The sequence below is a fragment of the Streptomyces sp. NPDC093568 genome, assembly GCF_044764945.1.
GTDB lineage: Bacteria > Actinomycetota > Actinomycetes > Streptomycetales > Streptomycetaceae > Streptomyces.
The window spans coordinates 5,750-18,013 of sequence record NZ_JBIWJD010000014.1 but is presented as its reverse complement, the minus strand read 5'-3'; the positions used below and the strand labels follow the sequence as shown (position 1 = coordinate 18,013).

The following is a 12,264-nucleotide window of genomic DNA, read 5'->3' as shown; positions in this document are numbered from 1 at the left end:
GATGCCGCTACTGCTGGCGGGCGGCGGTGACGGCAGCCTGCGCGTCGACAAGGCCCGTTCCGGTCGCCAGGTCGGGTCCCGGGACGGCGAAGTGCCCCATGCCTTCCCGGAGGAAGCAGCGGCCTGCGGCCACATCACGGGCCGTGCTGCGCAGGATGTCCCGGACCTGAGCCGGGTTCAGCTGGGGGGCGGCCTGCTTCACCAGTGCGCAGACACCGGCGATCTGGGGAGCGGCGGCGGAGGTCCCGCTGATGGCTGCCCAGCCGTCGTCGGCCAGGGTCTCGTCGCCGTGGGGATGGTTGTTCCCGGCGAGGTCGCGGTCGATGTCGTCGTTCGGCTGGACCGGAAGCATGATGTAGGCGGCCTTGGGCCGCATGCCGACGAGACCGCACAGGTCGGGCGAATTGCGGCCGAGGAAGATTTCACTGGCGAAGCCGCTGGAGTAGTCCGATGCTCTCAGGGCTCCCTCGGGCGACATGAAGACCCCACCTGCGGAGATGACGTCGGGGTGCTGGCCGGGAAAGCCGAATTGGCCGTTGCCCGCGGAGAAGACCACGGTGATGCCGCTGGCGACGGCCACGGCGATTGCGGCGGACAGCGCCAGGTCCGCCGCACTGAACTCACTGGCGAACCGCTTGTTCGAGCCCCAGCTGTTGCTGATCACGTGCGGGTTCAGCGCAACGGCCCTGTTGAAGGCCCCGATGGAGTTGAAGAAGCTCATCTTGACCATCGTGAAGTCCACGTCCGGCGCGACGGCGAAGATGTTGGCGGATTCGGCGGTGCCGTGCCCGCTCTCGTCGTCGGCCGGCGCGGTGGCGCCCGGCCCCAACTCCACGGGCCTCACCCGGTATCCGCGCGCCGAGAAGAACGGGTGCGCGAAGTGGCCCGAGTCGGTCATGACCACCTTGACGTTCTTGCCGGTGACGCCGCCGCGATGGGCCTGGTCGGCGTTGCAGCCCAGCGATACGTCGCCTGGGACGTCCAGGTGCCAGTAGTCCGCAGTCGGTGCCAGCGCGGTGGCGAAGAAGAATCGGGGCTCCTCGAGGGCGACCCCCTCCAGGACGTTGGAGAAGTCGGTGTCCGCCGTGTCGATGAACCCCGGCATGTCGGTCTGGGGGCATTCCACGAACGTGGCGAGATCTTCCCTCTGTTGCTCCTTGAGCACCGGTCGCTCCTCGGGCTGCAGCGAGCAGTGGAAGGCACGCTCGTAAAGGTCGGGAGGCCCGGATATGTTGAGTGTCGCCTCCGGCGCGAGTTCGGCCGGGCCGCCTCGGCCGCGCCCGGCCTCGCGGAACACCGTGAACCCGGCCGCACGCAGTTTCTGCGCCGCCTGCTCCACCAAGCGGACCTCCGACTGGACCGACTGCGCCGTACGCACGGTGGCGGCTCCGGCTTCGAAGAGCGAGGTCCCTCCGATCGAGCGGGGTGAGGCCTGGGCGTAGACGATGCTGGGCAGACCGTTGTCCAGCTTCGGCATCTTCGGCTTGCTGAGGAATCTCTGGGCTCCGTTCGGGCTTCCGTTCGGGCTTCCTTTCGGATACGACGCGTTCACATCTGTCACCTCGTTCCACCTGGGGATATGTGCTGCACAGCAGCCGGCGTCGTGTGAGTACCGTGTTCAGCCCTCGTTCGGGGCCGCGCGCTACACACGCCGCACGCCGAGAATCCGATTACCTCCACAAAACATCAATGTCGCACAAAAGCCAGTAGTTCACCTTTTAAGGTCTCCAGGGAGGCGGGCAGCGCCTCCCTGCCCGACAATGCGATCCGACAACGCCCGGCTCGCGAAGACGAAGTGCGCCGGGTGGGTTGGGTGTGGAGGCCCTGGCCACATACGTGTGCGGCACGTCGGCGCCGTGAGGTGGTGTGCCGAGAGGCTGAAGAGCGCTTCCCCGACGCGGGGCTCCCGTCACCAGGACGGCGCGGCCTAGTCCGGTTGCCCTACTACGCGTAGTGTCTCCTGGGTGCCTTGCGCTGCCCGGTAGGCGCTCCCCCATTCCCCCAGTCGTCGATCAGGTAGCCGAGCACCTTCGCGCAGTCCCCGTCCGCATAGTCGACTGCTTCCCGCGGATCGATGTCGGTGATCTCGCTGGCGGCCGTTACCGCTTGGCCGAAGTCACACCGCCACTCTGCTAGTCGCAATTCCGCGCTCTTCGTAGCTCCGAACGCGTCCATCAGTTCGACAAGGAACCGATCCTGCTCGTCGGCTGCGCGAAGCCCTTCACGGATGCCCCGCTCCATGCCGGGAGACAGGCGGACCACTTCGGCGATGAACCGGGACCAGCCACCGGCCGCGTGGTCGTATGCTCCCACCGCGGTCAGCCCGCCTACTACAACGGCGAGGTCGGCATGTCGCACTTCCTGAACCAATGGGGCGGCATCCAGGGCAAGTCACGGCCCCCGAGAGAGGAAACGGCCCGACGAGCCTCGGCTCCCGAACGCTGACTGGGATCCGAGGGGGACGTCACGCCGCCGCCCGGGTCCCGAGGGGCCTGAGCGGCGGCGCTGTTCCGTCGATGTGTCAGGGTCTCAGGGGATCAAGGGGTCAACGTCCAGCGGGCGATGTATCCGACGTCGATGGATGCCCGGTCCTGCACGCGCAGCTTCCACGTGCCGTTGAGCGGCTGGGCGGAGGCGTCGACCGTGAAGGTCTGGTCGACGTTGTCGGCGGAGCCGCCGCTGCGGTTGAGCAGGGAGTACACGGTGCCGTTCGGGCCGACGAGGTCAACGGTCAGGTCACCGCGGTAGGTGTGGATGATGTTGACGTGGACCGCGGTGGTGGCCGAGGCGTTGCCGTCGCGGCCGGTGATGGTCACCGGGGATTCGACGGCGGCCCCGTTGTCGGGGATGTCCACGCGGGTGGCGTTGGCGTAGACGTAGGCGATCTGCCAGCTGAAGGTGTCTGTAGCGGTGGCCCCGGTGCTGTCGGTGACCGTGATGGTGACGTCACTGGTGCCGAGGGTGGTCGGTGTGCCGCTGATCAGTCCGCTCGGGCTGACACTCAGGCCCTCCGGCAGCCCGGTGGCCTCGTAGGTGAGGGAGGCTCCGGAGTTGGTGGTGTAGGCGTCCAGTTGGAGATTGACCTCCTGGTTGACGCCGCTGATCTGGTCGGCGGTCGGGGCGAGGTTGACGCCGAGGGCGATGCGGTTGCCGACGTTGATGCCGGCCCAGGCGTCGGCGACGGCGAGGTAGGTCGGGCTGTAGGCACCGAACAGGTCCGCGGCGGCCGCCAGGGTGGCGGTGCGGGCGCCGGCGTAGTTGGTCGTGGAGGTCATGTATGTCGTCAGCGCGCGGTACCAGATCGCGGCGGCGTTCTGGATGCCGATGCCGGTGACGGGCTGTCCGTCGTACGTAGGGCTGTCGTAGGACACGCCGTTGACGGTCTTGGCGCCGCTGCCCTCGGAGAGCAGGTAGAAGAAGTGGTTCGCGGGGCCCGAGGAGTAGTGGACGTCGATGCTGCCCAGGGTGGAGCTCCAACTGTCGCGGGAGTTACCGTCCTTGGAGGGCTTGTCCATGTAGCGCAGTGGGGTGCCGTCACCGTTGATGTCGATCTTCTCGCCGACCAGGTAGTCCGCGGGGTCGGCGGGGAGGTCCTCGTAGAACTCCACGGCGGCGGCGAAGATGTCGGAGGTGGCCTCGTTGAGTCCGCCGGACTCGCCGGAGTACACCAGGCCCGCCGTGGCGGCGGTGACTCCGTGGCTCATCTCGTGGGCGGCCACGTCGAGTGCGGTCAGCGGGTGGGTGTTGCCCGAGCCGTCGCCGTACGTCATGCAGAAGCAGGAGTCCTGCCAGAAGGCGTTGACGTAGTTGTTTCCGTAGTGGGCGCGGCTGTAGGCGGCGACGCCGTCGTTGCGGATGCCGTTGCGGCCGTGGGCCTCCTTGTAGTAGTCCCAGGTGGCCGCGGCGCCGAAGGCCACGTCGACGCCGGCGGTCTGGCGGTTGGAGGGCTGGCCGTCACCCCAGACATCGTTGTCGTCCGTGAACAGCGTGCCCGTGCCCGAGGTGCCCTGGTTGAGGTCGTACGTCTTCTGCCCCGCGCGGTCGGGGTCGACGAGCTGGTACGTGGATCCGGACTGGCTGGTGCCGAGCGGGACCTCGCCGACGTACTGGCCCGTGCCGGAGCCGGTGTGGACCTTCTCGGCGGCCAGGAGCTGCTTGCCGGTGGCGGCGTCGGTGACCACCTGGAGTTCGCTGGGGGTGCCGTCCTCCTGGACGCCCTCGACGAGGGTCTCCCAGGCCAGTACGGGCTTGCCGCTGCCGGCCCACACCACGAGCCGAGGCGCCCGCTCCGTCTCGGAGCCCTTGACCTCGGACTTCTTCGACACGTCCAGTGCCTTGCCGCCGGCGTCGGCGGCCGTGATCCTTGGGGTGAGGGAGGACAGCGAGAGGTTGGCCCTGTTCGCCCAGGTGACGGTCGTACGACCGCTCTTGTCATGGACGACGAGGTCGCCGCCGAGGACGGGCAATCCGGCGTAGGTGCGTTCGTAACGGGTGTGCGTGGTGCCGTCGGCGTCCTTGATGACGTCCTTGACGACGAGCTTCTCGTTGCCCCCGAGCCCGATCCGCTCCGCCGTGCCGGCCGCCGCCGACTGGGCGGTCTTGATCAGGGCGGTGCGGCCGACGGGTGTCAGAGAGGTCTGGGCGGCGCCTGCACGGGGTTTCGCGGTGATCTTCGCGGGAGCCGGGTCGGCCGGCACCGCGGCAGCCAGACCGGGGGCGGCCAGGGCCAACAGGGCCCCTACGGAGGTGAGGGCGACAGCGGCGGCGCGTCTGCGCCGGTTGAGAGTGCGGTGTCGCAGGGACAACGGGTTCTCCTTCAGTACGGCGGTGGCCCGAGGTGGGGACCGTGGACGAGATGGAGCGGCGGGGTACGCCGGTCCGATGCGCTGCACGGCATGCGGGTGGAAGGAGGTGGGGGGTGGAGGGAACGCGGTGGCACCGTGTGGTGAACACGTCAAGAAGCAGTGAACTTCTGCAGAAGAGTGACACCGTGCCTGCCGAGTTGTCATGCGACTGCCAACTTGACGGCTCAAAATGACCATGCAAGTCAGGCAAACCGGCACGGAGAGCGAAGGTTTTCGGCCTCACCCGCACATGACAGACTTCCAGGACTGGGCGACTGGACTGGAACAGGCCCTTCCCCCGCCGGAGTTGGTGTCGACTCGAGAGAACCCGTACGAGCCCGCGGGTGGGCATCGACGCGTGAGAGACCCGTACGAGCCTGCCTTCGTGCGGCGCCTGTCCCGGCAGGAACAGCGCGCGTCCACACGGCCGCCCGTGTGCCCGCACTGGCTCGAGCCCGCTGGAGGCCCCTCCTGACGCTCCGGTCGGCGGCCCCGTCTCACCACCGACAGGCCGGCGGGCCGCATGGAATACTCGCCAGCCCACGAAGCCATCAACCAGTGGATGAAGACATGGGGCAAGCGGGGCAAGCTCTCGTACGTCTATGTCCAGAACGGCAACTCCACCGATCCGCGCGGGCCATGGCTCACCAGGACGACACCTCGGCAGGACGCCAAGTACGACGTCAAGCGCGAGTTCAAGAAGTGCTTCGCGCCCAGGAACACCGACTGGGAACTCGTGGACATGCCGTTTCGCGCATCAGCGCCAGGTGCCGACGACACCCGGCTGCGCACCCTGCGACTTCTCGCCGAACACCCGTGCGGCACGCAGGAGTTGGCCCCGCTCGTCGGCGTCAGCGAGGCCGCCTGCTCCACGCACCTGAGGGTGCTGGCGGACGCGGGCGCTTGCTGGAGCGCCGCCGCGAGGGCTATGACGTCCGGCACCGGCTTGCGCCCGGACAGGCGGCGGGCCTGACCCCCAGCCTGGAAAGCTTCCTGCACGGCGACGGCGATGCGACTGATTAGCTATCGGCCTAATAGGTGGATTCCGGCCCCCGACGGGATTCGACAGTGGCCGCACGTCACTGCTGAGGGACTGCAACTTCCTGCTTCTCTTCGCCGGCCAGGGGGTTGTCGACGGGTTCCAGGGTGCGGATGAGCCGCTTGCTCTTGCTCTCGGTGATGGCTCGGCGCAGGCACACCACTCGGGTCTCCCGGCCGCTCTGCGCCTCGGCATCCGGCTGGTCCAGGATCTCGGTGAACAGCAACCGCCGGTATGGGACGAACACGCGTCGGACGATTTCGACCGGCGGCATCGCGTTCCCCCTCGTTTTCGCCAGACAGGGGCGGCGTCCGGTCGCAAGCAGGCAGGTGCGGCCGTCTCGGGGCCAGTAAGGGGCAGACCAGGGCGGGCACGACCGGGATGCGCTGGGATGGCCCGACTCACCGCAACCTGCCAGTCAGTTGGGGCCGCCATGAACGACGCGATCACATCAGGGTCGACCGGCAGACGAGGACCTGCCGCGCAGGCCAGCCGCCGACGCGGCGCCACGAGCCGCGCGAGCACGCCCGGAACAGTCGAGGACCGGTTTCGGGGGCTGTTGGAAGCGGCCCCGGACGCGATGGTGATCGTGGACGACAGGGGAACCATCAAACTCGTCAACGCCCAGACCGAAGCCCTCTTCGGCTACCGGCGCGACGAACTCCTCGGCCACCCCGTCGAGGTCCTCATCCCCAGCCGATTCCACGCCCACCACGCCACCCATCGCGACGGATACGCCACCACCCGGCAGGTGCGCCCCATGGGAGCCGGGCTCGAACTGCACGGACTGCGCAAGGACGGCAGCGAGTTCCCCGTCGAGATCAGCCTCAGCCCCCTGGAGACGGCTGACGGGCTCCTCGTCTCCGCCGCCGTCCGCGACGTCAGCGAGCGCAAGGCCGCCGAGGAACGGTTCCGGGCACTGCTGGAGGCGGCCCCGGACGCGATGGTGATCGTGGACGACAGGGGAACCATCAAACTCGTCAACGCCCAGACCGAAGCCCTCTTCGGCTACCGGCGCGATGAACTCCTCGGCCGTCCAGTCGAGTTGCTGGTGCCCAAGCGGTTCCAGACCCACCACACCCGGCACCGGGACGGCTATGCCGCCACCCGGCAGGTGCGGCCGATGGGGGCCGGGCTCGAACTGCACGGACTGCGCAAGGACGGCAGCGAGTTCCCCGTCGAGATCAGCCTCAGCCCCCTGGAGACGGCTGACGGGCTCCTCGTCTCCGCCGCCGTCCGCGACGTCAGCGAACGCAAGGCCGCCGAGGCGCGTATCACCGAGCTCGCCGCCCTGGTCGAGTCCTCTCAGGATGCCATCCTCGCCAAGACGCTCGACGGGCGCATCACGTACTGGAACACCGCCGCCCAGAGGCTGTACGGCTACACATCCGAGGAAGCCGTCGGGCAGCACGTGTCCATGCTGGCCACGCCGGAGCGCAAGGACGAGATCGTCCAGCTGCTGGAGCGGCTTCAGCAGGACGAGAAGATCGAGCATTTCGAAACTCTACGGGTCACCAGCACCGGTGCCATGCTCGACGTCGACGTCACCCTGTGGCCGACCCGGGACGCCACCGGAACGGTCGTCGGTGCCTGCGCCATCGTCCGTGACATCAGCGACCGCAAGCGCGCCGAGGCCGAACTCACCGAGTTGTACAGGCAGCAGAAGCACATCGCCCTCACCCTCCAGCGCAGCCTCATGGGCACCCCGCCTGCCATCCCCGGCCTGGCCGCCGCCAGCCGCTACCGGCCCGCGACCCAGGGCGCCGGCGTGGGCGGCGACTGGTTCGATCTGATCCCGCTCGGCGCCGGCCGGGTCGGTGTACTCATCGGCGATGTGATGGGCCGAGGTCTGGAAGCGGCCTCCGTGATGGGCCAGTTGCGCTCCGCCGCCCATGCCCTGGCCAAGACCGGAATGCAGCCCCGTCAGCTCATGCAGGCTCTCGACGCGGTCGTCGCCGACCTCGATGTCCCCGACCAGTTGGTCACCTGCTGCTACCTGGTCATCGCCCCGGACGCCGGATCCGTCACCCTGTGCTCCGCCGGCCACCTGCCCACCCTCGTCGCCACCCCCGGCGGCGGCGTCAGCCGACTGTCCACGCCGGTGAACGCCCCTCTCGGCGTCGGCGACATCCTCTACCAGCAGTCCAGCGCGGCCATCCCACCCGGCGCCGCCCTCGTGCTGTACACCGACGGCCTGGTCGAAACCCCCGGCAGCGACATCGAGTACCAGATCGACAAGCTCACCACTGCCCTCGAGGACGCCTTCACACTCTCCAGCGGCCTTGAGGATGCCGCCGACCACGTACTCGCCGCGCTGCTGCCCGACGCCGAGGGCCACGACGACGACGTCACCCTCCTTCTGGCCCAGCTCCCCGCCGCCCCACTGGACATCGCCTTTACAGAACTACCGGCCACCGCTTCCGCGGTCTTCACGGGCCGCTCCTTCGCAGTCGAGACCCTCACCTCCTGGGGATGCGCCCACAAAGCCGAGGACGCGAGACTGCTGGTCTCCGAGGTCCTCACCAACGCCGTCCAGCACGCGGAAGGCCCTGTCGTCCTCCACCTGCGCCGCACCGCCACCGAACTCGCCGTCGAGATCAGCGACCTCAGCCCGCACCTGCCCCAGCCACGGCTGGCCGACCAGGACGAGGAATCCGGACGCGGCCTCATCCTCGTCGACACCATCGCCGACAACTGGGGCGTCCGCCCCGATGAGCAGGGGAAGACCACCTGGTTCGTCCTCCGGCTGTGACCGGCGAAACCCCAGCATCCCGCACATGTACGCGGTCCGGCAGACCATCCACGGTGGTCTGCAGCCCGGCGATACTGCAGCTGTACTGGGTCTCCCCGTTGGGCATGGCCGGCCTCGTGGCTGCGGTTGTGGCGCTACGCAAGCCGGTCGAGGGCGATGACGCCAAGCTTGCCCGTGGCTGGGAGGCGACGCTGGCCAAGCAGGTCGAGGCCGGGGAGAGCGCGGTATGGCGGCAGCTGCTGGGCGACGATAATCGGCGCATCAACCTCACCTACATCCTGAACCCCGGCGCGATCCGCCCGGCCACCGCGCCGGCCGTCGGGCGCCTGGGCGCGCGGTGGACCGGGCCCGGCGACGCTGCCGCGCATCGTCACCTACTACCGTTCAATCCAGCCGCTCGGCCTGGTCGTCACCGGCGCCGCCGGGGCGGGCAAGGCCGTCCTGGCCTTGGAACTCCTGCTGGCTCTCACCGATGGCCGCAACGAGGGCGACCCCGTATCGATCCGCATCCCGCTGTCCCTGTGGGACACCGAGCGCCAGCCCCTGTCCGAGCTGCTGCAGCAGCGGCTGACCGAGGCCTACGACTGGCCCGTGGAGCTGGCTGCCGGCCTTGTCCGCCACCACCTCGTCCTGCCGGTCCTGGACGGCCTGGACGAGATGGACCCCTGGCCCTCGACGGGCTCCCCCGACGCCGAGGCGACCCGCGCCATCGCCGTCGTGAGCGCCCTCAACGCCTACCAACAAAGCCGTGACGCTGGGCCCCTCATCCTGACCTGCCGCACCCGGCACTACGAGGCCCTAGCTGTGCTGTCCCTGGACGTTGGTGACACGCGTGCTGGGTGCTTGAACAGGTGAGGGTCTTCTGGGTTCGGTGTGGATTGCGACGTCTACGCCCGACCGCGGGAGGCCCTCATGCCCCACCGTAATGCCCCGCTGACCCCGACCGGCAGGCTGCGTGTAGCCCGGTGTGTCGTGGCCGACGGATGGCCGTTGCGGCGGGCTGCGGGACAATTCCAGGTCAGCCACACCACCGCCGCCCGCTGGGCAGACCGCTACCGCAAGCACGGGCCCGCCGGGATGCAGGACCGTTCCAGCCGCCCGCACCACCAGCCCTACCGCACCCCCGGACGCCCTTGACGAACGGGTCGCGCGATGCGCCGCGAACATCGCATCGGACCAGTGCGGCTCGCCGCCCGCACCGGCATCGCCGCCTCCACCGCCCATCGCATCCTTGTCCGGCACGGCCTGCCCGCACTGGCCGCCTGTGACCGCGCCCGGCGAACCGGTCCGCCGTTACGAACGCTCCCGGCCCGGCGACCTGGTCCACATCGACGTCGAGAAACTCGGCCACATCCCCGACGGCGGTGGCCACCAGGTCCTCGGCCGCGCGGCCGACCGGACAAACCACGACCGCCGTAATGATCTACGGCAGGTCGGTCTCTTCACCGGCGGATCCCGGCTCGCGCAGATGGTACGCAGCAGTGCGTCAACATGCAGTGCCGGCAGCAGGCAGTGCAGGCTACGCTGCGCCACCTCGGGATGAGCGGCGGCGCGGTCGGTGAGCGGTGACCAGGCAGCAGCTGCGGGGCGGGGAGAGGCGCTCAGGGCTTCCGCCCAGCCCGACTCATCCGTAGGACCTTCTGCGGAGCGGACTACGCACGGATTGCCCCACGGGCCGCGCCAGGCCGGCCAGCGCTGCCGCCCCCCCAGCCGGTGCAGGCAGCGGACCATAGAACACCGCGAGGGCAGCACCTCTGCCCGGGTCGAGGCGGACGGTCGACGAGACCGGGCCACTGACACAATCCGGTGCCGACCACACTGCTACCGCTGCGTCCTTTGGCCCCGGAAGTCCGTATCCCCGTCCCCTGGACATCGCTGACCAGCGTCTACGCCTCGTTCGTGGCTACGAACGGAAATACCCGCGCCGAAGAGTGCTCCTTTCCTGCGACGACTTGCCCCCTTTGAAGAAGGTCACGTCGTTGCAGGCCAAGAGCACTCTCGGCACGTATGATCACTTAACGGAGGGCCTGCCTCGGGTAGCGTGAGGCAGGTTTATCGCGGACCTTTACTTTTCCTTCAGAGAGACCCCTTACCCCGACCGACAGGCGAGGAAAACGAGCTGCCGCTGATTCCCGCCCAGAGCCGGGAGTAAGTAGGCCTCACCGTGCGCGGTTTTGAGAGAACCGCCGTCGGCTGTGCGTCAGTTGCAGAAGTTGAGAATGGGCAGGAGACCGTTGCCGCACTGGAAGTGCTCGCCGTCATCGCCACCACCGTAGGCTGGAGAGCCCTTGGTGGCGACGTGTGCAGCGGGTGTCGCTGCCACGGCGGAGGTGGCAGTTGCCACTCCTGCCGCGCACGCGATGCCCACGGCGGCGCCCACCGCGAGTACTCGCGGAATCCGAGAAACGACCTTTTTGGGGTGAGGTGTTGTGTTCATGGACTCACCATGCACACTCGCGCGTTGTGATGCTCATCGTGCGCATCCACGCGGGTGAGCCCGCCCGCAGGACCGGCCCAAGCCCCCGCTGTTGGGATACCAACCACGAGACATGCGGGTCACCCCTCTCCGCTTTGTGCTCACGATTGGGGTCCGTCTTCAAACGGATCTTTCCCAGAGGAGGAATGACGCGGGACTGACCGCTGCTTCGTAGGAGGTGGCGGTCTTGTGGTATCGGGTGGCGATGCCACGGAAGTCTTCGAGCCGGTTGAAGCAGCGTTCGGCGATGTTGCGTCGGCGGTGATCTGCCGGTCGAATACCGGTGGCCTGCCCCCGTGGCGGCCGCGGTTGTGGCGGTGTCGCTGCTGGTCGCCTTTCTCGGGGATGGTGCACGCGATTGCCGCGTTTGCGCAGGTAGGCGCGGAAGCCGCGGGAGCTGTAGGCCTTGTCGGCGACGACCTGGTCGGGTCGGCAGCGGAGGTGGCCGGGGCCGGTGCGTGGGACCCGGGTCCGTTCCAGGGGGGCGTGCGCAGATGCTGTCGTGGCGGTGGCCGGGTGTCAGCAGGATGGCGAGGGGGCGGCCGCGGCCGTCGCGGGCGAGGTGGACTTTGGTGGTCAGTCCGCCTCGGGATCGACCGAGGGCGTGATCGTCCGGTTCGTCCGGACGGTGGATCCCCCCTTTTCGCCCCGTCGCGGCGGCGTGCTGGTGGGCGCGGACGATGGTGGAGTCGATCTGCACGAGCCGGTCGATGTCGCCGACCGCGTGCGCGCGGGGCCTGGATCTGCTGGAGAGCCCGGGTGAACACGCCGTCCAGGGCGTAGCGGCGAAAGCGGGTGTAGACCGTCTGCCGTGGGCCGTAGCGTTCCGGCAGGTCGCGCCAGGAGATCCCGGTGCGGATCTTGTAGACCATCCCGTTGACGACCTGCCGGTCCCCCACGCGCAGGCGGCCTGTCGCGGCCCGCGGTATGAGGGGAGCGAGTAACTCCCACTCACGATCAGTGAGTTCATGGCGCCGTATCCCCCCACCATGATCCACCAGCCGATGATCTTTGAAGACGGACCCTAGTCCACAAAACCGAGCGCCGTGGCGTCGAAGTGCTCCCCCTCCCCCCCCCCCCCCCCCCCCCCCCCCCCCCGCGCGCCGGGGGCGGGGGGGGGGGGGGGGGGGGGGGGGGGGGGGGCCGGGCCACA

At 68.9% G+C, this 12,264-nt stretch carries 7 protein-coding genes and 3 pseudogenes; 4 read left to right on the top strand and 6 right to left on the bottom strand.

Annotated features, from left to right (window positions below; translation table 11 throughout):
* Positions 1-7 precede the first annotated feature (7 nt).
* The 3 genes from ACIRD7_RS37125 to ACIRD7_RS37115 form a co-directional block, all read right to left on the bottom strand.
* Positions 8-1,477, bottom strand: a complete 1,470-nt coding sequence (locus tag ACIRD7_RS37125) for a S8 family serine peptidase (RefSeq protein ID WP_403460308.1) — start codon at positions 1,475-1,477, stop codon at positions 8-10.
* A gap of 467 nt (positions 1,478-1,944) precedes the next feature.
* Entirely contained in the window at positions 1,945-2,313 is a 369-nt protein-coding gene (locus ACIRD7_RS37120) for a hypothetical protein (RefSeq protein WP_403460306.1), read from the bottom strand.
* Positions 2,314-2,537: 224 nt separating this feature from the next.
* Positions 2,538-4,805, bottom strand: coding sequence for a M4 family metallopeptidase (locus ACIRD7_RS37115; protein WP_403460303.1), 2,268 nt, complete (start codon positions 4,803-4,805; stop codon positions 2,538-2,540).
* Positions 4,806-5,613: 808 nt separating this feature from the next.
* On the opposite strand from ACIRD7_RS37115, the pseudogene ACIRD7_RS37110 reads away from it, so the two are divergent.
* Positions 5,614-5,867 (top strand): annotated as a pseudogene (locus ACIRD7_RS37110) (ArsR/SmtB family transcription factor); the annotation flags it as partial.
* A 56-nt stretch (positions 5,868-5,923) separates the two neighbouring features.
* On the opposite strand, the gene ACIRD7_RS37105 reads toward ACIRD7_RS37110, so the two are convergent.
* Positions 5,924-6,130 (bottom strand): hypothetical protein, encoded by a 207-nt coding sequence (locus tag ACIRD7_RS37105; protein ID WP_403460302.1) that lies wholly within the window; start codon positions 6,128-6,130, stop codon positions 5,924-5,926.
* 186 nt (positions 6,131-6,316) lie between these two features.
* Between ACIRD7_RS37105 and ACIRD7_RS37100 the strand changes: the two genes are divergently transcribed.
* The 3 genes and pseudogenes from ACIRD7_RS37100 to ACIRD7_RS37090 form a co-directional block, all read left to right on the top strand.
* On the top strand, positions 6,317-8,635 hold the full coding sequence (locus ACIRD7_RS37100) for a PAS domain S-box protein (protein WP_403460301.1): 2,319 nt from the start codon (positions 6,317-6,319) through the stop codon (positions 8,633-8,635).
* A gap of 357 nt (positions 8,636-8,992) precedes the next feature.
* Positions 8,993-9,490 (top strand): NACHT domain-containing protein, encoded by a 498-nt coding sequence (locus tag ACIRD7_RS37095; RefSeq protein ID WP_403460479.1) that lies wholly within the window; start codon positions 8,993-8,995, stop codon positions 9,488-9,490.
* 57 nt (positions 9,491-9,547) lie between these two features.
* Positions 9,548-10,040 (top strand): annotated as a pseudogene (locus ACIRD7_RS37090) (helix-turn-helix domain-containing protein); the annotation flags it as partial.
* Positions 10,041-11,231: 1,191 nt separating this feature from the next.
* Here the strand turns inward: ACIRD7_RS37090 and ACIRD7_RS37085 are convergent.
* Positions 11,232-11,486 (bottom strand): hypothetical protein, encoded by a 255-nt coding sequence (locus tag ACIRD7_RS37085; protein ID WP_403460477.1) that lies wholly within the window; start codon positions 11,484-11,486, stop codon positions 11,232-11,234.
* Positions 11,487-11,926: 440 nt separating this feature from the next.
* Positions 11,927-12,109, bottom strand: a pseudogene (locus ACIRD7_RS37080) (transposase); the annotation flags it as partial.
* Positions 12,110-12,264 lie beyond the last annotated feature (155 nt).